18 protein-coding genes and 2 pseudogenes are annotated in these 23,169 nt (G+C 60.2%); 13 read left to right on the forward strand and 7 right to left on the reverse strand.

The window, feature by feature from the left end; genetic code table 11:
• Position 1 precedes the first annotated feature (1 nt).
• Positions 2–1,546 (forward strand): alkaline phosphatase family protein, encoded by a 1,545-nt coding sequence (locus ACZ5KP_RS10625; RefSeq protein WP_460921640.1) that lies wholly within the window; start codon positions 2–4, stop codon positions 1,544–1,546.
• Between the two features lie 135 nt (positions 1,547–1,681).
• Here the strand turns inward: ACZ5KP_RS10625 and ACZ5KP_RS10630 are convergent.
• Both ACZ5KP_RS10630 and ACZ5KP_RS10635 read right to left on the reverse strand, forming a co-directional pair.
• A pseudogene (locus ACZ5KP_RS10630) lies at positions 1,682–1,935 on the reverse strand (type II toxin-antitoxin system HicA family toxin).
• Positions 1,936–2,202, reverse strand: a complete 267-nt coding sequence (locus ACZ5KP_RS10635) for a type II toxin-antitoxin system HicB family antitoxin (RefSeq protein ID WP_460921638.1) — start codon at positions 2,200–2,202, stop codon at positions 1,936–1,938.
• 145 nt (positions 2,203–2,347) lie between these two features.
• Between ACZ5KP_RS10635 and ACZ5KP_RS10640 the strand changes: the two genes are divergently transcribed.
• The 8 genes from ACZ5KP_RS10640 (at position 2,348) to ACZ5KP_RS10675 (ending at position 11,566) form a co-directional block, all read left to right on the forward strand.
• On the forward strand, positions 2,348–3,538 hold the full coding sequence (locus ACZ5KP_RS10640; protein ID WP_460921636.1) for an NAD-dependent epimerase/dehydratase family protein: 1,191 nt from the start codon (positions 2,348–2,350) through the stop codon (positions 3,536–3,538).
• Positions 3,531–4,535 (forward strand): NAD-dependent epimerase/dehydratase family protein, encoded by a 1,005-nt coding sequence (locus ACZ5KP_RS10645; RefSeq protein WP_460921634.1) that lies wholly within the window; start codon positions 3,531–3,533, stop codon positions 4,533–4,535. The genes ACZ5KP_RS10640 and ACZ5KP_RS10645 overlap by 8 nt, the downstream gene beginning before the upstream one ends.
• Positions 4,532–5,545 carry an NAD-dependent epimerase/dehydratase family protein gene (locus ACZ5KP_RS10650; RefSeq protein ID WP_460921632.1) on the forward strand — a complete coding sequence of 338 codons (1,014 nt, stop codon included), beginning with the start codon at positions 4,532–4,534 and terminating at the stop codon, positions 5,543–5,545. Before ACZ5KP_RS10645 ends, ACZ5KP_RS10650 begins: the two co-directional genes overlap by 4 nt.
• Positions 5,546–5,569: 24 nt before the next feature.
• Positions 5,570–6,415, forward strand: a complete 846-nt coding sequence (locus ACZ5KP_RS10655) for a TrmB family transcriptional regulator (RefSeq protein ID WP_460921630.1) — start codon at positions 5,570–5,572, stop codon at positions 6,413–6,415.
• A gap of 103 nt (positions 6,416–6,518) precedes the next feature.
• Complete coding sequence (locus ACZ5KP_RS10660; protein ID WP_460923409.1) at positions 6,519–7,661, forward strand: glycosyltransferase; 1,143 nt, start codon at positions 6,519–6,521, stop codon at positions 7,659–7,661.
• Positions 7,662–7,719: 58 nt separating this feature from the next.
• The gene (locus ACZ5KP_RS10665; protein WP_460923407.1) at positions 7,720–8,775 is read left to right on the forward strand and encodes a glycosyltransferase family 4 protein; all 1,056 of its coding nucleotides are present in this window, start codon (positions 7,720–7,722) and stop codon (positions 8,773–8,775) included.
• Between the two features lie 73 nt (positions 8,776–8,848).
• Entirely contained in the window at positions 8,849–9,955 is a 1,107-nt protein-coding gene (locus ACZ5KP_RS10670) for a glycosyltransferase family 4 protein (RefSeq protein WP_460921628.1), read from the forward strand.
• Between the two features lie 3 nt (positions 9,956–9,958).
• Positions 9,959–11,566, forward strand: coding sequence for a flippase (locus ACZ5KP_RS10675; RefSeq protein ID WP_464761833.1), 1,608 nt, complete (start codon positions 9,959–9,961; stop codon positions 11,564–11,566).
• A gap of 34 nt (positions 11,567–11,600) precedes the next feature.
• Here ACZ5KP_RS10675 and ACZ5KP_RS10680 read toward each other — a convergent pair whose 3' ends face one another.
• Positions 11,601–12,998, reverse strand: coding sequence for a glycosyltransferase family 87 protein (locus ACZ5KP_RS10680; protein ID WP_460921624.1), 1,398 nt, complete (start codon positions 12,996–12,998; stop codon positions 11,601–11,603).
• 215 nt (positions 12,999–13,213) lie between these two features.
• Positions 13,214–14,587, reverse strand: coding sequence for a sulfatase (locus ACZ5KP_RS10685; protein ID WP_460921622.1), 1,374 nt, complete (start codon positions 14,585–14,587; stop codon positions 13,214–13,216).
• A gap of 468 nt (positions 14,588–15,055) precedes the next feature.
• On the opposite strand from ACZ5KP_RS10685, the gene ACZ5KP_RS10690 reads away from it, so the two are divergent.
• Together ACZ5KP_RS10690 and ACZ5KP_RS10695 are read left to right on the forward strand one after the other, a co-directional pair.
• Complete coding sequence (locus tag ACZ5KP_RS10690; RefSeq protein ID WP_460921619.1) at positions 15,056–15,697, forward strand: class I SAM-dependent methyltransferase; 642 nt, start codon at positions 15,056–15,058, stop codon at positions 15,695–15,697.
• Positions 15,698–15,863: 166 nt separating this feature from the next.
• Positions 15,864–16,708: pseudogene (locus ACZ5KP_RS10695) on the forward strand (IS5 family transposase).
• A gap of 282 nt (positions 16,709–16,990) precedes the next feature.
• Here the strand turns inward: ACZ5KP_RS10695 and wecB are convergent.
• Genes wecB through ACZ5KP_RS10710 form a run of 3 tightly spaced genes read right to left on the reverse strand, consistent with a single transcriptional unit; the run spans position 16,991 to position 20,259 of the window.
• Positions 16,991–18,088, reverse strand: coding sequence for a non-hydrolyzing UDP-N-acetylglucosamine 2-epimerase (wecB, locus tag ACZ5KP_RS10700; RefSeq protein WP_460921616.1), 1,098 nt, complete (start codon positions 18,086–18,088; stop codon positions 16,991–16,993).
• A 28-nt stretch (positions 18,089–18,116) separates the two neighbouring features.
• On the reverse strand, positions 18,117–19,352 hold the full coding sequence (locus ACZ5KP_RS10705) for a nucleotide sugar dehydrogenase (RefSeq protein WP_460921613.1): 1,236 nt from the start codon (positions 19,350–19,352) through the stop codon (positions 18,117–18,119).
• On the reverse strand, positions 19,345–20,259 hold the full coding sequence (locus tag ACZ5KP_RS10710; protein WP_460921610.1) for an NAD-dependent epimerase/dehydratase family protein: 915 nt from the start codon (positions 20,257–20,259) through the stop codon (positions 19,345–19,347). The genes ACZ5KP_RS10705 and ACZ5KP_RS10710 overlap by 8 nt, the downstream gene beginning before the upstream one ends.
• A gap of 319 nt (positions 20,260–20,578) precedes the next feature.
• On the opposite strand from ACZ5KP_RS10710, the gene ACZ5KP_RS10715 reads away from it, so the two are divergent.
• On the forward strand, positions 20,579–21,430 hold the full coding sequence (locus ACZ5KP_RS10715; protein WP_460921607.1) for a glycosyltransferase: 852 nt from the start codon (positions 20,579–20,581) through the stop codon (positions 21,428–21,430).
• Between the two features lie 151 nt (positions 21,431–21,581).
• Complete coding sequence (locus ACZ5KP_RS10720) at positions 21,582–23,006, forward strand: sulfatase (RefSeq protein WP_460921604.1); 1,425 nt, start codon at positions 21,582–21,584, stop codon at positions 23,004–23,006.
• Positions 23,007–23,169: the final 163 nt, after the last annotated feature.

Below are 23,169 nucleotides of genomic sequence, written 5' to 3' on the forward strand. Positions count from 1 at the left end.
TATGACCAAGACGATCGTCGTCGGCCTCGACGGGGCGAGCTGGGACCTGCTCGACCCCTGGATCGAGGCCGGACACCTCCCCACCATCGCGGCGCTCCGCAAGGAGGGGAGCTGGGCGACGAACCGGAGCTGCCATCCGCCGGTCACTTTCCCGAACTGGAAGGTGTACGCCTCGGGGAAGAACCCCGGCAAGCTCGGCGTGTTCTGGTTCGAACGCGTCGATCTGGAGAACGGCTCCATCGACGTGATGGAGGGCGCGGACTTCGACACCGCGGAGCTGTGGGACTACCTCAACGACGCCGGCTACTCGACGGGCGTCGTCAACATGCCCTCGACCTACCCGCCCCGCGAGATCGACGGGATCATGGTCGCCGGCGGGCCCGACGCCGCAGAGGGCGAGTACCGTTCGATCGAATCGGGCTACACCGAACCGCCTGAACTCGCCGACGAACTCCACGAGCGCTTCGACTACGACGTCCATCCGGATCCGCTGCTCTCTTCGAACGCCGAGACCGGCGCGGAGGTCGAGGAGATCCTCCGCCTGCTCGATCTCCGCTTCGACGTCGCCATCGACGCGCTGGAAGCACGCGATCACGACTTCGTCCACGTCACGCTGTTCTATCTCAATGTCATCCACCACTTCTTCTGGGACGAGGAGCCCAGCCTGCGCGCCTGGCAGCTCGTCGACGAGCGCCTCGCGGAGATCGACGAAATGGAGGACGTGAATCTCGTGATCACCTCCGATCACGGCTCCATCGAGACGGAGGCGGAGTTCTATATCAACGAGTGGCTCGCCGAGCACGGCTACCTGCAGAAGGACCGCTCCGCGGACTACTACTTCCAGCGGCTCGGGCTGACCCGGGAGAACGTGCTGTCGGTGGCCAAGCGACTCGGTGCGGTGGGGCTGCTCGCGAGGGTGGTTCCCGAGCGGCTCCAGCAGATGGTCCCCCAGGAGGCCGGCGTCAAGCGCGGCCGCAAGATGGAGGCGATCGACCTCGAGCACACCGCCGCCGTCGCGAGCAGCCAGGGCCCGATCTACCTGAACCCCGACGTGGCGGACGAGGCGACGCGCGAGCGGCTGATCGAGGAGCTGGCTGCTGTGACCGACGCCGACGGTGAGCCGTTCTTCCCCGAAGTCTACCGCGGCGAGGAGGTCTACTCCGGCGAGTACGTCGAGGAGGGCCCCGACGTCGTCGTCGAGCAGCGTCCCGGCGTCCACGTCAACGACGGTCTCGGTGGCGGCGAGGTCGTCACCGAGCCCGATCGCTGGGCCGCGGAGAACACGATGACCGGGATCTTCCTCGCGAAGGGGCCGGACTTCGAGCCGCAGGGAGAGCTGGACGACGTGTCGCTGGTGGATCTCGCTCCGACGCTGCTGGCCGCTCACGGCGTGGCGATTCCGACCGACGTCGACGGGGATGTGCTCCCGATTCTGGCAGAGGATTCGGATCCGGGGACGCAGGAGCCCATCGACCTCGGTGACGATCGTGGGAGCGCCCAGGACGACGTCGAGGACCGGCTGAAGCAGCTCGGCTACATGGAGTGAGTTCGAACGGGATGAGAATCGTCGAGTGCGCGGTGTGTCTCGGACAGGTGGGACTCCGTGGGAGCCCCTCGTTCGCGTGGACGGTTCTGGTGGCTCGTCGTCTGTCAAGTCCTGCCCGACGTGCCGAACGCTCAGTTATCGGTTCCTGTCGATCCACTCGCAGAAGGCGTCGAAATCGTGCGCTCCGGCCTGCTCGGCGATACTCCGGAGCGTGCCCTGATCGATTCTGTCGTGTAGTGGGATCGTGACGTGTCGCGGATCGGTATCGTGGTCTGGCGGTGGGGTCCCTCCACGACGAGATGACTGCCGCTGGTCCGGACGTGACGGAAATTGCCGGTGTTGACCAGCACCTTGTAGACGTCTTCGCCCGAGAAATCTCGCGTGCCCATCTATTCGAGCACGTCGGGCAGCGTATCTCCCTGCGACCGGGCCACGTCCGGGTCGACGCCGAGGTCGCGCAGCTCCTCGTCGGTCGGCTCGTGGCCGGTTTCGCCCCGATAGAGAGCGAGTGCCTCGTCGAGATTCTCGAGGGCCGTTTGCCGCGTTTCGCCCTGGCTAGCGACGCCAGTTTCCCGGTCCCGCGCGGTCCACCGTCCGCTCGGGTTCTCGATGAGATCGATCCGCTGGCCCTCTTCGGGGCTGTCGGTCGTCGCCATCCGTAGATGGTGATTGGCCGTTTTCGTATAAGAACCCTCGGGCAGGGAGGTTTTTGGAGACTCTTTCAAATTCCAGCCACGCTCGACCGCCGGTTCGTGGGAGAAGATTTATGGCTCGCCGGAGTAACTCAAGAACTGAGTAACTATGTCAGTCATCGTGACGGGTGCGGACGGCTACATCGGCTGGCCGACCGCCCTCCGGATCGCGGATCGCACGGACGACCGGGTCGTCCTCGTGGACAACGGCGGTCGTCGCGAGTGGGTCGAGTCGGTCGGCTCGACGAGCGCGGTGCCCATCGCGTCGATGGACGAGCGGGTCGCGGCCGCCGAGCGCGAACTCGGCCTGTCGAACCTCTCTGCCGTCGAGGCGGACCTCACCGATCGCGCTGCTGTCGATCGGCTGCTCTCCGTGCACGAGCCCGATACGATCGTCCACGCGGCGGCCCAGCCCTCCGCGCCCTACTCCCAGATCAACGGCGAGCGCGCGAACTTCACCCAGCACAACAACATGCAGGCCACGCGGAACCTGCTCTGGGGCCTCGAAGAGGCGGGGATGACCGACACGCACTTCGTCGAGACCACGACGACGGGCGTCTATGGTGCTCCGGAGTTCCCGATCCCCGAGGGCGGTGCCGTGATGGAGAACGAGGGCGAGCGCGACGAGGTGCCCTTCCCCGCGATGGCGGGCAGCTGGTACCACCTCACGAAGTCCCACGACGCGGCGAACATGCGCCTCGCGCACGACCAGTTCGACATTCCGATCTCGGACGTCCGGACGGCGATCACCTACGGCACGGAAACGCCGGAAACCGCCGCCCATCCCGACCTCGCGACGCGCTTCGACTTCGACTACTACTTCGGCGTCGTCGCGCATCGCTTCTGCGCCCAGGCCGTCGCTGGCTACCCGATGACCGTCTACGGCAAGGGCGAGCAGCGCAAGCCCTTCGTCGCGCTGGAGGACGCCGTGGAGGGGCTCGCGCGACTCGCCGTCGGGGAGAGCGCCGACGCCGAGCCCGCCGATCGCCCCGGCGACCACGTCGTCTACAATCAGGTCACCCGCGCGATCAGCATCGTCGAGATCGCCCAGACGATCGCCGACGTGTCCGGGGAATTCGACCTCGACGTCGCCGTCGAACACTTCGAGAACCCCCGCGACGAGGACGAGACCCACAAGATGGAGATGGCGAACGACCGCTACGCCGACCTCATCGGCGGGCAGTCGGTGACGTACGAGGAGGGCGTCCGGGAGATTCTGGGCACGCTGGTCGAGCACCAGGGCACGATCGAGGCCCACGAGGACCGGTTCCTGCCGGGCGTGTTGACCGACGATGAGTGACGCGCCCTCGAGCGCTGAGTCCGCGGCGGTCGCCGGCAAGCGAGTCCTCGTCACCGGTGGCTGTGGCTATATCGGCAGCGCGCTCGTGCCACAGCTGCTCACGGACGATCGGGTCGAGGAGGTCGTCGTTCTCGATTCGCTCGCTTCCGGCTCGCCCGCGAACGTCGCCGGGTCGGTGGGCGATCACCTCGAATTCCGACGCGGCGACGTTCGGGAGTACGGCGACGTCGAGAGCGCCACGCGGGACGTGGACGCGGTGATCCACCTCGCGGCGATCACCGGCGCCGACTCGACGCACGATCGTCGCGAGGAGACGATGGCCGTCAACCGCGACGGCACGGAGAACGTGCTCACAGCGGCCGGGAAGTTCGACGTCGAAACCGTCGTTCTGGCGTCGTCCTGCAACAACTACGGCCGCGTCGCGAGCACGGACATCGACGAGACCGCCGAACAGAACCCGCTGAATCCCTACGCCGAGTCGAAGGTCGCGAGCGAGGAACTGCTCGCGGATTCGATGGCGGAGCACGGGTTCGACGGCACGGCACTCCGGATGAGCACCGTCTACGGCTGGGCACCGGGGATCCGCTTCAATCTCGTCGTGAATCACTTCGTGTTCCGCGGGCTGACCGACCGCCAGCTGACGGTCTACGGCGACGGCTCGAACTGGCGGCCCTTCGTCCACGTCGAGGACGCGGCGCGGGCGTATCTGGAGGCGGCGCTCGATCCCGACACGTGGCCACAGCAGGTGTACAACGTCGGCAACGGCGAGGCGAACTACCGCATCGAGGACGTCGCGCGGATCGTCCGAGAGGAGCTCGATCGGGAACTCGAGATCACCTACCTCGAGGAGGAACACCCCGGCCCGTCCTATCACGTGAACTTCGACCGACTCGACGAGACCGGATTCGAGACGGAGTGGACGCTCCAGGAGGGCGTCCGCGACATCGCGACGCAGCTCCTGGAAACCGGAGTGGAGTCCGGGGTGGTCGAGGCGTGACGCCGAGCGCTCCGTCGGAGAACGGCCGGACCGTCGGCGATACGCCGCGGATCGCGGTGACCGGCGCTGGCGGCTACATCGGCAGCCGCGTGCTCGAGATCCTCGAACGCGAGCATCCCGAATGGGAGCTGGTCGGCATCGACAACGGCTACCGCTCACAGGTCGCGTCCGTCGGCGACGTCGAGATCGATCACGTCGACATTCGGAACCGCGGTCGGCTCGAGGCTGCGCTCGACGGCGCGGACGTCGTCCTCCACCTCGCGGCGGTCAGCGGCGTCGACGACTGCGATCAGAACGCGGACCTCGCCTACGACGTGAACGTCACCGGGACGAACAACGTCGCATGGTTCTGCCGGAAGACGGGTGCGGCGATGGCGTTCCCCTTCTCGATGGCGGTGCTCGGCGATCCCGAGGAGTTCCCGATCACGGCCGACCTCCCGCGGGATCCGATGAACTGGTACGGTCGCACGAAGGCGATCAGCGAGGGCAGCATCGAGTCCTTCGCTGCGGGCGCGTTCCCAGCACACCTGTTCATGAAGTCGAACCTCTACGGCGATCACGTCGTCGACGGGACGGTCGTCTCGAAGCCGACGGTGATCAACTTCTTCGTGAACCGAGCGCTCGCGGGCGAGCCGCTGACAGTCTACGAGCCGGGGACGCAGTCCCGGAACTTCGTCCACGTGAAGGACGTGGCGCGGGTGTACCTCCACAGCACCGAGCGGTTGCTGGAGCAGCTGGAAGCTGGGGAGACCGGAACCGAGACCTACGAGATCGCCAGCGACGAAGACCCGTCCGTGATGAGCGTCGCCGAGACAGTCCAGCGGCTCGCTTCCGAGGAGCTGGACCGGGAGATCGACGTCGAACTGGTCGAGAACCCCCGATCCGCGGAGACGATGGTCGAGGACTTCGCTGTCGACACGTCCCGCGCTCGCGAGCGACTGGGCTGGGTGCCCGAGTTCGACGTCGAGTCGTCGGTCCGCGAACTGCTCGAGCGGAAGGGAGATTCATGAGGATGCGGGCGTGAGAATCGATCGATGAGGGACGAGTCCGAGCGCGTGGCACTGCTCGAATCGCTGGACTTGCGGGAGTACGAGGCCACGGCGCTGGCCCACCTCCTGCGCGCGGGGCGGACCACGGCACCGGACGTTGCCGACGCGACGGGGATCCCGAAGGCTCGCGTGTACGAGGTGCTCGCCGAACTGGGCGATCTGGGATACGTCAAGGTCATTCCCGGCCGTCCGAAGGAGTACCAGCCGAAGGCTCCCGAGGAGGTACTCGAGCGGGCCAAGGAGAATCGCCGGCAGGAGTACGAGGATTTCCGCGGGGAGGTCGAGGAGCTTCGCGAGGACGTGCTCGAGACGTTCGGGCCGCTGTACGAGCAGGCCGACGAGGACGTTTCGCCGACGGCGGAGCTGTTCCACGTCGTCGACGTTGGTGAGCCGAGCGAGACCGAGACGCGGCGATTGTACAACGTCGCGGAGGAGGCCGTGTATGTGATCACGAACAGTTTCGCCTACTTCGAAGCGGTGGATCCGGCCGTACAGGATGCGCTGGAGCGTGGTATTGGGGTTTCGGTGCTGTTTCTGGATCCGGAGCATCTGCCAGAAGAGAAGGCCGAGGTGCAGGCGGAGGTGGTGGATCGAATCGAGGCGGACTATCCGGACGTAGAGTATCGGTTCAGCGAGGAGCGGCTACCGTGGCGCGGGACGTTTATCGATCCGAGCGGGGAGTACGAGAGCGGGCAGGCGATCTTCTTGACCGAAGAACCAGAGGTGCCCAATCACCGGCGGCAAGCCGCGATCACGGAGAACGGGTCGTTCGTGGCGGGGATGAAGCGGTATTTCGATCTGGTGTGGGGGTACGAGTGCGTCGAGAGCTAGTGAAATTTGCCACGAATCACGACACTGCTGATTGTCTGCTTGAGGTGTATTGCGAAACGTCGACCCCATAGACATTTTAATGGCTGGACTGCTTCTCGGAGATATGGAACTCTTGGTGGCTGCGACAGTGGCCATCTTCGCCATCGCAGCCGTACCGTACGTCTGCTTTCTTGGACTATACGCCGTACTTCGACCGGCAGGGTCGCCAGCCAGAAAAGAACAACAGGAACCAACGGTGAGTGTCGTCCTGCCTACTTTCAACGAAGAGCGAATCGTCGAGGGCAAGCTCGAGGGTATCTGTTCGCTCGACTATCCGCTCGACAAGATGGAAATCGTCGTAGTTGACGCGAGTGACGACGAAACGCCCGACCTGATCCGGGAGTTTTTCGAGGATCGAGAACATCCGGAGCTAACACTTCTCGAGGAGGAAACTCGCCGCGGACTCGCACCCGCACTCAACGACGCCTACGCTAGCGCGACTAACGAGGTCGTGGTCAAGACCGACTGCGACTCGGAGGTGGCGGACGACGCACTCCGCGAGGCAGTTGCCAATCTATCGGACTCCAACGTTGCAGCCGTTACAGGGCGGAACGCCGACGTTTTGGGAGGGAGTGACGTGGAGGCAGGCTATCGCGGCGTGCAGTCACACATCCAGACCCTGGAGTCCCACCTGGATTCGACGCTGATCTTCCATGGTCCCTTCTCTGCCTTCGAGAACGACGCGATCGTTCCGATCGACGAGGACTCGATTGCGGACGACACGGAACTCGCACTACGTATTCGGCGAGGGGGACAGCGCGTACTCTTCGATCCAGCGATCCGGTACCGCGAGGCAGCCCACTCTGCATTTCGAAAGCGCCGAAAACAGAAGGATCGTCGAGCCATGGGGTTACTCAGATTGCTGGTCCGACAGCGAGACGCCCTCGGGAGCTACGGCCGATACGGCCGTGTGGTGCTCCCGTTCAACTGGTGGTTCATGATCGTCTCGCCCTGGTTGCTCGCCGGGGGTCTCGTTCTCGCGACCGTAACGAGCCTGTTAGTTCTCGGTCCCCTCGGTCTCGGTGTCCCCGCAGCAGTCGGTCTGTTCGTTCTCGCTGGATCACGGGACGTGCTCGGCCCGCTGCAGCCGCTATATTCCGTGTTCGACACGCAAGTGTCACTCCTCCGAGCCGCGGTGAAGTTACTCGCCGGTCAGGGCAGCGCCATCTGGGACGTCGATGCGGAACTCAGGGAGGTCTACGAGTGACCGTTCGCGGCGAACCGAACGAACGATCGCACGCTGATCTTCCGGCTTGGTCCAGCCGATGAAGGTGTTGCAGGTCGTTCCACGGTATCCGCCACGTACCGGGGGCGTCGAGACACACGTCCAATCGGTGAGCGAGCGACTCGCCGACAACGGCATCGAGGTAACTGTCCTGACTGCGGACGCTGGCGGCGACGTCCCTGGCCGGGAGACTCGTTCGGGGGTTTCGATCGAGCGGTATCACGGCCTGTCTCCTGGCGGTGCCTTTCATATCGCCCCTGGAATCTATCGAGCCGTCCGGCGACACGACGCCGATATCGTCCATGCTCACAATTACCATGCGTTACCCGTTCTGTTCGCTGGCGCCGCTGCACGCGACGCACCCTTGGTCGTCACTCCGCACTACCACGGTGGGAGCGCGAGCTCTCTCAGGGATCGTATGCTCTCAATCTATCACCCCTTGGGCAAATGGGTTCTGCAGCGTGCTGACGCCGTCACCGCCGTCAGCGAGTGGGAGCGAACACAGCTCAGATCGGACTTCGGTGTAGCTGCCACAGTCGTTCCGAACGGACTCGACGTCGGCCGGTTCGAGGACGCGATGCCCGAGTCCTACGACGGCAAGTACCTCCTCACAGTCGGTCGACTGGAGGAGTACAAGGGCGTCCAGTACGCGATTCGGGCGCTACCACTGCTCCCCGAATACGACCTCCTCATTGCGGGGACAGGGCCCCACAGAGAGACGCTCGAAACCACTGCAAGAGATGCAGGGGTCGAGGATCGCGTCGTTTTCCTCGGCTACGTCGACGACGAACGACTTCCGGGACTCTATGCTGGCGCGGATGCATATCTCAATCTCTCCGCATTCGAGGCGTACGGTATGACCGTTGGGGAGACACTTTCGGCTGGCACTCCGGCAGTGGTCCGTGAAACTCGTGCACTGGCCGATTGGACGCGACGCGACGGCGTGGTTGGCGTCGGGAACACGAATCCAGAGACGATCGCCGATGCAGTGCGATCAGCGTCTACGCAGACAGCTCTCGAGAACACACTGCAAACGTGGGACGACGTCGCTGCTACGTACCTCGATCTGTACGAAACACTCCTCTCCAGATCGTGACTGGACGCAGGCTATCTCTCGGGCCGGATAGCAAACGAACAGCATATACAGGATCGGCGCGGGACTTGGGCGTATGCGCGTCCTCTATCTCACCGAGGAACCCATCTCCTTCACCGACGCCATGGTGAGAGGGGGCGCAATCCACGTTCGCAACGTCGTCGAAGGCCTTCGCGAGCGGGGCCACGAGGTGCACCTCGTCGATTGGAACGATTCACCGGAACGGCCGTTCCAGCACTCGATTCAACCGAAGACGCGGTTCGTCGACGGGCCGCTCCGTACGACCCGACGCGCGATCGAGGTTGCACGAGCGGAGGACGTCGACGTGATCGTTTCCAAGACGCGGAAGACCTACCTCGCGGGGCTGGTCGCTGCCAGAAGAGTCGGCGTACCCCACGTCGCGCACGTTGGCGCCCTCCCCGAAGCCACTGGTGGAAGCCTCTTCGATCGGCTCGACGCGGCTTCATTTCGCACTCGACTCCGCGCTCCCCACGATGGATACTTCGTCGTCTGCGAGGCCATCGCTACTGTCCTGACCGAGCTGGGCGTCGCCGCCGACCGCATTTACGACGTAAAGAACGCAGTCGACATGGACGTCTTCTCGCCTGGGGCCGCATCTGATCATCCGACGTGGCTCCAGAACGCCGTCGACGACGCGGGCGATTCGTTCGTCCTCGGCTACGTCGGTGGGCTCCACGAGTACAAAGGCGTTCGCGATATTCCGCTAGCGATCGAACAGTCGGAGGCCGACATTCAACTACTGGTCGCTGGCGGCGGCCCGGAGCGGGAAAGGCTGGCCGACGAGCTCGGGGATCAAGGGACCTTTCTCGGATCGGTTCCGTATGATGCAATGCCTGCAGTGTACGATGTGATGGACGCCCTCGTGCTGCCGTCATACACTGAGGGACTCCCCCGGGTAGTGCTCGAAGCCCAGGCGATGGAAGTGCCCGTGATCGCGTCTAGGGTCGGCGGCGTCCCCGAAGTCGTCGACGACGGTGAGACGGGCATGCTGTACGAACCGGGGAATGTGGCCGAACTCGGCAATGCGCTGGAGGAACTCGCTTCAAATCCTGACCGGTGTCGTTCTATCGGCCGAACTGGCCGCGGGAGCGTCGTCGATCAGTGGTCATGGGAACAGCTCTACGATCGGTACGAGCGGTATCTCGAGCAGGTAGGTGGATGAGGCATGGGGGAGAAATCGGACGAGTCCGGGACGGACGATCGGAGTTCCGTGGAGGAGGCCGACTCATCTGCAGAAGGCGAGTCCCCGCTCACCCAGGACCAGGCAGTACGCGACATCGTGAAAGGAGCTGGCGTCGTCTACGGTGGTCTCGTGGCCCAGATGGCGCTCGCATTCCTCGCACAACGGTTCGCCGCAGTGCATCTCTCGATCAGCGGATTCGGCGGACTAACTACTGGGACCGCGCTTTTGAGTCTCGGTGGTATCGTGGCTGGACTGGGGCTTTCGTCGGGTCTGACGCGATACCTTCCTCGTATCGAAGCAGCCGAGAAGCGGCCTATCGCGACGTACCTCTTCGCGTTCACAATCCCCGTCGGAATCTCCCTTGCAGCGGTCACCGTGGTCTATGCGGACTTCATCGCGGCCGAAATCTTCCGTGACCCAAGTGTCGCGTCGAGTATCCGTGTCTTTGGTGCTGCGATCCCTTTCGCCGCGATAATGAACCTCGCGATTGGCGGTATTCGGGGCCAGAAGATCTCTCGCTTCCGCGTTTACGTCAGAAACTTGCTCCATCCTGCTTCCCGGTTCGCTCTCATCATCGTCGCCGTTGTCATTGGTGCAGGCCAGGCTGGCTTTGCTGTTGCGTACGCGATTCCGTTCGTCGTCGGAGCGGCCATCGCGACAGTTCTGTTCGAGCGGACTCTACCCGAGGATGGCGATTCGACAGCAGCACGTAACCGACTTCCAGAGATCGTGCGCTATTCGCTGCCGTTCACTGTTTCCGGCCTCGCATCCTTTATCTACCGATCCATCGATATATTCCTTCTGTTGTACTTCGTCGGGAGCACTGCCGTTGGAATATACGGGGTCGCATACGCACTAGCGCGACTGCTGGCGATGTTTTCCACTGCAGCCAGTTATCTCGGAACGCCCGTCTCAAGCGAGCTCGAGAGTGAGGATCGATTGAGCGATGCGGTAGAGGTACAGCAGGAATTCGCTCGTTGGTTGACTATCGCCAGTGGGATGGCGCTGGTTCCAATGGTTATTTTTTCTGATGAAATTATTGCAATTATTTACCGGCCTGGGTACGCGGTCGGCGGCTCGGCTCTCGCAATTCTCGCAGTAGGGTTTGCTGTGAAGAACGTCCTACTGACCCACGGACCGCTGATGGAGGCGCTTGGTCTTTCGAAACTATCGGCCTTCAATACGACTTCTGCTGCGGGGGTCAATCTAGGATTGAATCTGCTGCTCATCCCACAGTACAGCTATACGGGAGCGGCAATTGCAACGACGGTTTCATTTCTCGTCCTCGGACTTCTTCCGGTCCTTGAGGTGAAGTACATCTCCGGGTTCACCACGATGGGTTGGAAAGTTGCGAATCCAATTGCCATCTTACTTCCGCTGACAGGACTTCTATATCTCGTCTCGACTTACGTCCCCACGTCATTATTTTGGATATTTGGGGTGTGTGTAGTCTTTTCCACCTTGTATTTCGCTGCGATATTCTTCCTATTGGGGCTCACAGAGACCGAAATCATGATTCTCGAATCGTTTCAAGACAAGTATGGTATCGAGAACCGGCTACTCTCCTATCTCATCCGCCGCTTCTCGTGATGGTCGGGTATTTGGAATCTATCTCGATACGCTTTCACGCTAGGAACGGTCTTTGGACCGAAGAAGTCTCGAGCGAACGATATAGAATATAGCCGACCAACAGTATCATTCCGTATAGCGCTGGCTGGAGGAGTGGAAGTGCGGGAGCGAGCATTTCGAGCGGAGGATAGATTTGTGGGCCAAGCTTCCCGAGAATCTCGATGGTGTACGGATGCATGTGGATGAGAAGGGCGCTAATCAGTAGTACGGCTGGGACTTCTCCCTCTGTCTCCAACTCGTACAACCCGACCATCAGCATTGCTGGAATTACTGCATTTAATGCGAGTGTATTCGTCGTCGGTCCTGCCAGGGGAACGATTGCAACTCCAAGCGCAAATATGTATTCTATGGGGGTTTCAAGCTTGTTGGAATACAACGCCAGCGCTGCAGTCCCAAGAACGATTCCAACTCTCGGGACCTGTTTAAATGGACCAAGTAGATAAAATGGGTTGAAATGCGTTGCGTGCCAATCACTCGGGCCACGGCTAGTTTCCCAACCTTTCCCTTCTCTCAGCACCTCGATGTACTCGAGATGAGTCTCGACTCCGAACAGTATCACGCTCAGCAGAAGGATTCCTCCTACCGACGCGATGGCGCTAAGAAACCGCCTTCGATCTCGAAGAAGATGTGCGCCGCTCGTTGCATAAAATGGTTTAAATGAACTCCCGAGGACGGTTGTCACCGCGCTCAGCTTGTGGCGCTTCGAGCGCAGGGCTGCCCCGGATAAACACAAGAAGGCTGCAAGCAAACCAGATATCTGGCCCAACTTCATCCAGGTAATTGTGGGGGCAAACGAGGCAACGAGCACGTAGAGAAGAATGCGCTCATTCCGTGTAACATCTAAATCGAACGTGGAGATCAGTCTGGATACGGACCAGAGCAGAAATAGAAGTACGATCACGTTCCAGAGAATCCCGGCCACGAACGGTGAGAATAGTGTAAATGGGACGAATACCAAGACATAGAGAGGTGGGTAGAGATATCCCATATTCTCGGAAGTCCGGGCTTCGAGCGTCGGTATCTCCGCAGTAGTCTTGTATAATGGTGCGCTCTCGAGGAAGCGAACGGCTGCGTTGTAGTAGGCACCGAAGTCGTTTAATCGCAGTTCTACAACTCCAGCAGCGAGCAGTATCAAATTAAAGGGTATATAGAGAGCGAATGCAATGAATACGATTTTCCAGAGGTAGTTTCCAGAGGGTGCTTGTTGGTTGACAACCTTTCGAAAGGAGATAAAACTCAGAACGAACCATAGTATTGCGATCAAAACGGCTGCGAGGGGAACGTAGATCGGCACGGCAAACTGCGGAAGGATTACGCCGATACATGCTACCAGCGCAATAAATACCGTGCAGTACCCTAGACCAGCAAAGACGCGCTCTAGCGTTTCGAACACTGTGAGCAGTTCATTCAGAGAGTAGCATCAACATTTCGAAATGTCGGGCGGTTCTACGCGCGCTGGAATTTCCTGAAAAAACTTGTCTACAGTGATGCGCAGCGATAGTTCGGCAGATTATCTGATCTAACTAAATTTTTGACCACCGCTGGCTATCCACTCTGTCCTATTCATATATGTCATGAATTAAACCGTAGGGCAATAGTACGATTATGTTACTCCACGTATCCGAGGTCTCGGAGCCGCCCCTTCGTCTCACTGGAGACCGTCGGCTCGGGAAGGTCGATGTCCGTCGCTTCGGCCGCCTCCAAATACGACTCCAGCTCGCCTTTGAACCGTTCCACTACCTCGGGCCGTTGCGCGCTAACGTCGTTCGTCTCTTCTGGATCCTCCTCGAGATCGTAGAGTTCAACCTCGCCATCTCGAACCCGCCAAAAGCATTTCCACTCCGTCGTTCTCGCAGCGAGTGTATCACCGCCGAGGGCAGTACAGAGTGCGACTCGTTCGTCGGATTCCTCGCCGTCGATCAATGGGACGAGACTCTCCCCCTGCACTGCCTCGGGCGTCTCGACCCCCGTGAGATCGTACAGCGTCGGGCCGATGTCGATCAACGACACCTGATCGTCGACAACTGTCCCAGCACCGAGCCCTGGCCCGTTCAGAATGAGCGGAACGCGCAGTAGCTCGTCGTAGAGGTACGGATGGTGACCGTATCGCCCGTGCTCCCCGAAGGCTTCCCCGTGGTCGCCAGTGACGACGACGATCGTATCTTCGAGCTCGTTGGCTTCGGCCAATCTGTCCAAGACGCGTCCGATTTCGGCGTCGGTGTAGTGGAGTTCGGCCCGGTAGAGATCCAACAACTGCTCTCGATCAGATTCGGTTATCTGATCGGGATTCTCGTGCATTAACCCATTGAGCTTTGCGATCCGTCGCTTCGACGGTGGATCAATGTCCAGAGCCGCCAGGTGTTCCGCGGGCGGCATGAACGGATAGTGGACGTCCATGTAGTGAAGCCAGGTAAAAAACGGCCGTTCGGGGTCCCTCCCTTCGATCCACTCGATTGCGGACTGGGTAATTTCAGTCGCATCAGCGTATGCTGCAGTATCCGCCGTCAACGACAGCAGATGCCATCCTCGGCGAAGTATTCCGTATAATCGGCTATCCCGATCTATCCGCTGTTCCACGGCGTTCTTGGCCTTGTTGAGAACGCCGATATCTGAACGATTCTCGGAAGCTCCTCGGTCGTTGAATCGCGCAAACCCTTGGTCATAATTCATATCTGGTCCGAGATGGGGATTCGAGTGGTAAGCGGCGGTCTCGAATCCGGCGTTTTGAAGCGTTTCCGCAACGAAAGGCCTCGCCCTGTCAAGGTATCGATATCCACCGAACATCAGTGGATAGGTGCTGGTCAGAATCGATGGAAAACTCGAGGGCGTGTTGGATCCGTTTGCAACGGCTTGTGAGAACTGAACACCCTGACTCGCCAGGTCGTCGAGGCGGGGAGATACCCTCTCTCCATTTTGCGTACTACCAACAAAATCCTGCCGAAGACTGTCGACCGTGATTAGCAGGATATTCTGGCAGTCCATTACTCTATCGTCAGAGTTCCGACTGACAAAAGTGCCCTGTTCCGACCTTGAATGCATGCTTGGCGTCCTGTTCGTTTCACATTTCAACGATGAATCTCAGGTATACGCATTAATTATATATTATAATATTGTATATAATATAGTGTTGGAATCACATGGCGTAAATTCCGATGTTCTACATCATTGTGGATTCGGTTGGGATCTGGGCTTCACCATCTAGCTACATCGTGAATACCAAGGCACACTGCCCGTTCAAAAATATCGTTATACGCTGCAAATACTATTTTATATAAAGCAACAGAGTCGGTTAATGGCGTCCCGCAACGATCTATCAACCCCTATCGTTAAATTCTAATTTGGATAATTTTGTTCGCTATCTACATGCAAAGGAAGCAACGAAAGATTAGACTTATACAGCAATTTCAGTATAGTAGATCCATAATTCGTATCTTAGCCAAAAAGCTCGGCATGCTCCTATATGAATATTTATATATCGGCCGTATAGAGCATTGCGTCCCCAAACGTCTTGCGCTAGTAAACGGTAAATATGCCGTCTATTCTTCAAGTCTCTTTGCCCCGTGGGTTGACGACAAGAAAGATGACTGGGAACGTGATCTTACCTCAGCGATTGAGCGTACGGTTGAGCTCGGAGACACCGTGATACTGGTGGGTGGTGGTATTGGAGTTTCAAGCCTAGCAACTGCCTCAGAAATTGGTAAAAATGGTGAGCTCATCACATACGAAGCGAACCCTGGGAGAGCATCGGCTCTCAAGAAAACAATTTGGCTGAACGATGTTGATGACATTGTCTCAATCAAGCAGGCGGCGGTAGGTGATCCTAAGTCTGTATACGGCCGCTCCATTTCATCGAAAACAGTCTCCCCCTCCGACTTATCTTCATGTGACGCACTGATATTGGACTGTGAAGGTGCGGAACTAGAGATTATTGAAGATATGTCGATCGGTCCCGATAAAGTCATCGTCGAATACCATGCAGACCTCGGCTCGTCAGAACACGATGTGCGAAACGCGCTTTGTGATAAGGGGTACACGGTGATTTCCCACGACCAAGAGATTCCCGGCCGGGGCATCCTTATCGCTGAAATTTAGGGATGGGTACAGTTCTCACTATGAAATTATTTCGATTCTAGATGATAGGGCCTTGTTTAGACGCTCGAAACTCGGCAGCTCAGCGACTCACGAACTAGTATCATGTTCCTAGTAGCTCACGATAAATGTCTAACTTACGAGAGGGTGAGGCGGGTAGGTTCGGTTGGTGCAATCGAAACTAGCCCGCTTCACTAGGCGCGTCGATTCGCTCGCTCAAAAAGCCATCGTCGGAATCCCGCAACCCGCGGTACAGTGTGGCAAAAGGGGGCTATGCTGACTGGGTGATCGTTTCGATTCATGGCCTCAAAACCTATCTCGATCTGCCGTACCGCCGACTCCTGGATGTCCTGTATGAAATGCCGCGGATCGATCGAATTCTCAACCCAGAACCAAGGAAACTGCCCGATTTTACCACCGTCTGTTCGCGCATGCCGGGACTAAAAATGTCGATCTGGCGCGACTTTCTGCGGCTGTCGGCGGAACTGCACGACACGGGCGAGATCCAGGCAATTGACGCAGCCGGCATGGATCGGATCGCGGCGAGCCAGCACTATGCCAAACGGACGAATTACACGTTTAGAGCGGTCAAAACGACCGCGTTGATCGACTGGAGATCTTGTATAATCCTAAATATACATTGCTCGATGAAACAACCGCAAGACTCGCAAGTCGCATGGCAGCTGCTCATGAGAAATCTCGACAAATTGAACGTACTAACCCCGACAAAGGCTACGACTGGGAGTTACTTCGACGAAAACTTCGTTCTGAGGGTGTCAAACCGGTGATCAAGCACCGCGAATTCGGTTGGCATGGCATCGCCAACAATATCTTGCTCGATGACACTACGTACCATCCACGGTCGAAAATCGAAGCGACGTTTTTTTTTTCGCGCTCCGGCGAAAATACGGCGAGATCGTGCAAGCGAGAACGTGGTTCGGTCAATTCCGCGAGTTCGTGCTGAAGTGCGCCGTCAGAAACGTCGAACTCGCGCTTAGCGGCTCAAACGTATGAATTCAGGCGTCTAAACAAGGCCATCAGCAGGTTATTCTGGTACTTCATCACCGTGTTCTTACACGAGTTACTCACAAAAGTATCGTTGGTACGTTCTTGGAAATGCCTCCAGTGTCGTGTGCCGCCGTTCACGACGAAGATCAGCCCGTTACGTGAGACTAATGTTTCATTGACGGTATCGGCGAGTGACAAGGTGGATTATGGCGTGTGAGCCGGTTTCTGACTCCATTTCCGGCACTACGGATACTCTTCACTATGGTTGCTACGACGGTCCAGTCACGATCAGTCGAGGACCTCTTCGAGGATTGATACGATCTGGTCCCCCGCAGTCCCGTCACCATAGAGGTCCGTAGCTCCGGTCATCTTCGCATGCAACTCCGGGTCACTGGTGACCGCCCCGAGACACTCGAATAGCTCGTGGGGCTCAACCAGGCGGTTCGCCCCTGCCTCCACCGTCTCGGGACGCTCCGTGTTCGGTCGAACCGTAAGGCAGGGAACCCCAAGGATCGACGCCTCCTCCTGAACACCTCCCGAATCGGTGATCGCAACCGTTGCGCCACTGAGGAGATTGAGAAAGTCGAGATAGCCCAAGGGATCAACCAATCGTAGCGAGTCGGTTGGCTCGAACTCAATCTCTTCGAGAGCAGCGCCGGTCCGCGGGTGAACAGGAAACACAACCGGGAAAGGTTGTTCGTCAAGTGCCTCAACAATCGTCTGTAACCGAGCCCGGTCGTCGGTATTGCGAGGTCGATGGATTGTTGCGACCGCATAGGGCCGATCATTAACGCTTAGATCCTCACGAATGGTCGAACGACGTTCAGCGATTGAGACGTGCTCGATACAGGCGTCCACAACGGTGTTCCCTACGATGTGGACGTCGGCCGCGACGCTCTCGGTGGTGAGTTGCTCGACTGCCGTTTCCGTCGGTGCGAACGCAATGTCGGCCACGTGATCCGCGACGACGCGGTTAGTCTCTTCAGGCATACTTCGGTCGAATGACCGAATGCCGGCTTCCACATGGGCAAACAACGGGTCAAGTTTCGCCGCCGCGAGGGCGGCCGAGAGCACGGCGTTGGTATCGCCGACGGCGATAACGACATCGGGTTCGCGCTCGAGGACGATGCGCTCAACGCCCCTCATCGCGGCCCCGGTCTGCTCGGCCTGCGTCCCGCTGCCCACACCGAGGTGATCGTCGGGCGCAGGTACTCCGAGGTCGTCAAAGAAAGCGTCGCTCAACTCGTCGTCGTAGTGCTGGCCGGTATGGAGGAGCCGACTTGAGAGTTGGTCGGAACTCGCCATCGACCGGAGCACTGGGGCGAGCTTGATGATCTCGGGGCGCGTTCCGAGTACGAATAGGACTTCGGTATCGGTGCTTGGCATGATCACTCGATGTCGGAAGCTGGGGCACTCAGTCCCCGCCAATCGGCCGGAGCGCGGCGCCCTCGAACCGGAGGGATTCGACGCCGCGGTCGGCGAGCCAGTCCGTCAGGCCGTCCAGCTCCGCGACGGTCTCCTCGTGGTGGACCAGTTGAACGATCACGTCCGGTTCCTCGCGCTCGACGAGCGTGCGGAGGTCGCCGTAGTCGGCCTCCGAGACGTGGCGGTCGTACTGGGCGACGGCGTACCCGTCGAGTAGTAGATCCTCGACGATCTCGTTGGCGGGACTGTTCCGCTGGTCGTACGTGCCGGGCTTATAGGACTTGCCGAGAGCGAGAATTTGCGGATCAGTGTAATCGGCGACGAGACGACGGATCTGTCGCGCGGCTCGCGGCGGCATCAGTTCGTTCACCCGGCGGGCAGTGGTGATCAGGTTCGTGTGCTCAGGATCGACCTCCTCGAGGAACCAGGGATCGACCGGAAGGCAGTGCCCGCCAACCCCGATGCCGGGCGTGAGGATGTCCACGCGGGGATGGTTGTTCGCGAGTTTGATGACCTCGTGGATGTCGATGCCGAGCTCATCGCCGATGAGTGCGAACTCGTTGGCGACGCCGACGTTGATGTCCCGGTACGTGTTCTCCATGAGCTTGCACAGCTCGGCGGAGACGAGGTCTGTCTGGAACACCTCGCCCTCGAGGAACGGCTCGTAGATCTCGGCGGCCTGGCGGGCGCACTCCGGGGTTGCCCCCCCGATCACGCGATCATTGTGGACGATCTCGTGGAACACGTTCCCAGGGAGGATTCGCTCGGGGGAGTGCGCCAGGTGGACGTCTTCGCCGGGGACGAGCCCGGCGTCGGTGAGGAGGTCGGTAACGAGCGTGTCGGAGGTGCGAGGCGGGAGCGTCGACTCGATGTTGAGCACGTCGCCTTCGGAGAGGTGCGGGAGCACGGACTCGATGGCGGCCTCGACGTGCGAGAGGTCGGGACTCTTCTCGGGGTGGATCAGTGGTGTCGGCACCGAGATCACGAACGCGTCGCCCGACTCGGGCGTGTTCTGGGCGATCAGGTGCTCCTGGACGGTCTCGTCCTCGAGCAGCGACTGGAGCTCGTCCTCGTCGAGGTTCAGCGTGCCGTCGTTGATCGCCTGCGTCAGGTTCTCGTCGATGTCGACGCCGACGACATCGGTTTCGTTGTCGGCCAGTACCAGTGCGAGGGGGAGCCCGACGAACCCTGTCCCGACGACGACGACTTTTTGGATATCAGACATCGTAGACGTCTCGCATCCACTCGATGGTCTCTGGAATACCTTCCTCAAGCGGCGTGCTAGGGTCGTGGTCGAGATCCCGTTTGGCCTTCTCTATACTCGGTCGCTTGTTCAGCGTGTTGTGCTCTTCTCGCCCCCTGTACTCGACTTTTGAGTCGTCCTTGCCGAGGTGGTCGAGGACGATGTCCGATAGCTCCTTGATGTTGCGGTAGTCGGTGCTGGCGACGTTGTATACCTCGCCAGGTTCGAATGCATCGACGATGTTCGCCAGGGTCTCGACCGTGTCCTCAACGTACGTGAACGCACGATGGTGGTCCTCGTAGACGTGGTAAGGCTGGTCGTGGAGGGCGTGGTAGCAGAATTTCGCCACTACGCTCCGGTATTCGCTGTAGCGCTCACCGGGTCCGTACGTATTGAACAGCCGGACGCGGACTGTCTCGGTGCCGGACCGATCCGCGGCGTTGCGGATCTGGAGTTCGTTCACCCACTTCGATATAGCGTAATCGTTGAGTTGCCTGATTGGAACCTCCCTGGGAACCGACTCCTCCATCACGTCGTCGTAGTCGCCGTACACCTCACTGGAGGAGGAGAAGATCATACGGAACCCGTGCTCGCGCTGGAGCCTGATCATGTGTTTGGTTCCAACGGCGTTGGAGTTCCACATCGTCTCGTAGTAGTCCTCGCCGTTCTTGCGGCCGAATTCCGCCGCAAGGTGGTAGACGTAGTCAAACTCGCGATCCTCGAAGATCCTGGCGAGCTGCCGGTACTCGCTAACGTCCACCCGGTAGTACTGATCTCGCTCGTTCCAGGGGATATCGGCTACCCAGACATCGTGGCCTCTGTCCTCCAGCTCGTTGACGAGTGGGGAACCGACTGCGCCGAGTCCTCCAGTCACCAGAACGTTTGCCATGAAAAGTTGAATCGACGAGGGTAGACGACTATCTTTCGCTTTCTCGCGAATGGCAGATCGGAGGGCCGGTGACCGATGGCCGAGGTGGTACCGATGACCACAAACCATGCGACGGCGGAAACTGGTCATTGCACAACGCCGATACGCGATGCAGAGCCCGACGTCACTGATGCCCCACTGCGAACGCTAGTAGCTGTCGAGACGTAGCACGATCGCCGCGACTCTAGCGTCACAATAGGTATGTAGGAAAGCACCGACGGTTCTTGTAATGGGAACGAGGTCGCTGTCCGGAGACGGTCGTCGAGGTTCACTCGTCAGCGTGGTCACCCCCGCGTACAACGAGGCCACGCGTGGCTTCCTGTCGGAGACGCTCTCCAGCGTCAGCCAGCAGGAGTACGAGCGGATCGAACACGTCGTCGTCGACGACGGCTCAACCGACGAAACGCCACAGCTCGTCCGGGAGTTCGATCACGACCACGAACTGCGCCTCGTGCGCCAGGAGAACCGCGGGATGACGAGGGCGGTCAACAGAGGGCTCGAGGAGACCGACGGCGACATCGTCGTCTGGCTGAACGCCGACGACGTGCTGCCGCGGCGTGACGCCATCAGCCGCGTCGTGTCGACGTTCCAGCGGAAGCCAGAGACGGACTTCGTTTACGGCTCCCACGCCTTTCTCGGGCCCGAGGGGACTGTCAAGCAGGTGAAGGTGCCGTATCCGTGGCCGACGCACAAGCGGCTCCTTCTGTCGAACTTCGCGATCATCGTGTTCGCCGACGGCGACACGTTCCGGTCGCTCGGCCTCAACGACGAGTACCGGCACGTAAGCGACCGCGAACTCTACCTGCGCGGCGCGAGCCACGGAGCGACGTTCACCTACGTACCCGACCTCCTATACGGCCACCGCGAGCACGAGGAGCGCAAGACCGAGCAGGTCTCCGACGAGATGGCCGCCGAGAGCAAGCAGATCCTCGAGAAGTACGGCGCGGGCGATATCCGGCACTACGACCAGCAGGTCCGTTTGCTTGAGCTCCAACTCGACGCACTCCAGCTGCTCGGCCTCCGGCGCCTCCTAGAGTTACACCGCCACCCAGAGGAGTTCGTCGACGCTATCGGCCTTGACTCGCTACGCTCTGCGGTCACGCGCCAGCTCCGGACCTGTGTGCCCGGATAAATCGAGATGTCGACTCGGTCGCCGGCTCACGTCGGATCCGCTAGCCGGTTTCAGCCTGGGGGGCTCGCGGACCGATTGACCGATCACTAGCGCCATCCGGTCCACGACTGATCAATAGCGATATACAGGCCCCTGTGATAGTATAGGGGAAATGCCACCGAACGTGTTGCTGATCGTCCTCGACAGCGTTCGCGCCCGCAACACGAGTCTCTACGGGTATGACCGGGAGACGACGCCGTGCCTCGAGACGTTCGCAGAGGATGCAACGCTCTATACGCAGGCCCGTGCGCCGGGAACTGGCAGCGTTCAGAGTCACGTGAGCATCTTCACCGGTCTCCACGTGGCCGAACATGGTATGAACAGCACCGAGAAGGCCATCGACCCTGAGGCCACAGTATGGGATCGTCTCGCGGGGCGGGGCTACGACACCGGCGTCTTCTCGTACAACTCCTACCTCACACAGGCGCCGATCGGACTTTCCGACGCATTCGACGTGGTTGTCGCCGGCGAGCAGCGGCTCCCCTACCCGGAGGCGCTGAATCCCTACGACTTCGCGGAGGACGCTGGCGTCCGCGAGTTCCTCGTGGCGGCCCGCCGCGACGGGACGCTCGGCACTTCGCTGGTCAACGGGCTCGCCGTGAAGGCGGCCAGTACCGACTGGCTGCCCGGCGACACGACTGTGGACGGCCAGCTCTTCACGGACCGGTTCGTCGACTGGCACAAGGACCGGTCCGGTCCTTGGGCGGCCTGCGTCAACTACATGGACGCGCACACGCCATATCAGCCTCGTTCGGAGCACGACCAATGGGCGGACGCCAAGGCGCGGGCTCTCGCCGCGTCGGTCAACGACTATGTCTGGGACTTCGTCCGCGGCTCGGAGCCCCTTGAGACGCTGGAGGATCTGGAAGACTGCTACGATGGCGGAATCCGCCAGGCCGACGCCGAAGTCGGCCGGCTACTGGAGCACCTGCGGCGCGCTGGCGACCTTGAGGACACCCTCGTCGTGGTTACGGCCGACCATGGCGAAGGGTTTGGCGAACCCGGCGAGGTCCGCGACGCGCCGTCGATCGGGCACGGCTCCACCGGCGGCGTTGAGGAGGGCGTACTTCGAGTCCCGCTGGTCGTGCAGTTCCCCGGTCAGCGCGAGCAGATGCACGTCAAGGAGCCTGCAACTTTGTCGCAGTTTCCCGCAGTCGTCGACGACGTCATCAACGGCGATTGGAGCCACGATGGATTCGTGCCAGAGGGGCCGGTTCTCGCCTCGCTGCGGTCGTTGCCGCCCCACGTCCGGGAAAGCGTGCCCGACGGAGTCGACATTTCAGCGTACGAGGGCAGCGCACGCGTCGTCTACGAGCGCCATGACGATCGCGTCCTGAAGTACGTGACTACCGGGGATCGATTGGCGCGACTCGACTGCACCCATGTCCGGTCTACCGAGTACCTAGATACCGATGTCGGGGATCGTTTCGCGGATGCATTCGTTCCTCTCGAACGGGCCGACGACGCCGTCAGGGATCGGCATGGGGGTGTTTCCGGCGAAACGGAGGCTCGTCTCGAGGCGCTGGGCTACCGATAGCACCCCAGAGGTAATCTATGTCTCTACGTTTTCGGAGTTGGCGACAACTTTGACCCATCCCCAGCGTTGCCAGCCCCAATTGAACTGCTCCCGATGCTACTGCGGCCGTTTTCGACTCCATTCCTGAAGTGGAATAGCGATGTCGTCATACTCCATAGTCTCT

This window comes from Salinarchaeum chitinilyticum, assembly GCF_055390775.1.

Excerpts from the sequence above, each read along its gene's own strand:
- ACZ5KP_RS10625 (WP_460921640.1), top strand. The coding sequence starts at position 2 with ATGACCAAGACGATCGTCGTCGGCCTCGACGGGGCGAGCTGGGACCTG.
- ACZ5KP_RS10635 (WP_460921638.1), bottom strand. The coding sequence starts at position 2,202 with ATGGCGACGACCGACAGCCCCGAAGAGGGCCAGCGGATCGATCTCATC.
- ACZ5KP_RS10640 (WP_460921636.1), top strand. The coding sequence starts at position 2,348 with ATGTCAGTCATCGTGACGGGTGCGGACGGCTACATCGGCTGGCCGACC.
- ACZ5KP_RS10645 (WP_460921634.1), top strand. The coding sequence starts at position 3,531 with ATGAGTGACGCGCCCTCGAGCGCTGAGTCCGCGGCGGTCGCCGGCAAG.
- ACZ5KP_RS10655 (WP_460921630.1), top strand. The coding sequence starts at position 5,570 with ATGAGGGACGAGTCCGAGCGCGTGGCACTGCTCGAATCGCTGGACTTG.
- ACZ5KP_RS10660 (WP_460923409.1), top strand. The coding sequence starts at position 6,519 with ATGGAACTCTTGGTGGCTGCGACAGTGGCCATCTTCGCCATCGCAGCC.
- ACZ5KP_RS10665 (WP_460923407.1), top strand. The coding sequence starts at position 7,720 with ATGAAGGTGTTGCAGGTCGTTCCACGGTATCCGCCACGTACCGGGGGC.
- ACZ5KP_RS10670 (WP_460921628.1), top strand. The coding sequence starts at position 8,849 with ATGCGCGTCCTCTATCTCACCGAGGAACCCATCTCCTTCACCGACGCC.
- ACZ5KP_RS10675 (WP_464761833.1), top strand. The coding sequence starts at position 9,959 with ATGGGGGAGAAATCGGACGAGTCCGGGACGGACGATCGGAGTTCCGTG.
- ACZ5KP_RS10685 (WP_460921622.1), bottom strand. The coding sequence starts at position 14,587 with ATGGACTGCCAGAATATCCTGCTAATCACGGTCGACAGTCTTCGGCAG.
- ACZ5KP_RS10690 (WP_460921619.1), top strand. The coding sequence starts at position 15,056 with ATGCTCCTATATGAATATTTATATATCGGCCGTATAGAGCATTGCGTC.
- wecB (WP_460921616.1), bottom strand. The coding sequence starts at position 18,088 with ATGCCAAGCACCGATACCGAAGTCCTATTCGTACTCGGAACGCGCCCC.
- ACZ5KP_RS10705 (WP_460921613.1), bottom strand. The coding sequence starts at position 19,352 with ATGTCTGATATCCAAAAAGTCGTCGTCGTCGGGACAGGGTTCGTCGGG.
- ACZ5KP_RS10710 (WP_460921610.1), bottom strand. The coding sequence starts at position 20,259 with ATGGCAAACGTTCTGGTGACTGGAGGACTCGGCGCAGTCGGTTCCCCA.
- ACZ5KP_RS10720 (WP_460921604.1), top strand. The coding sequence starts at position 21,582 with ATGCCACCGAACGTGTTGCTGATCGTCCTCGACAGCGTTCGCGCCCGC.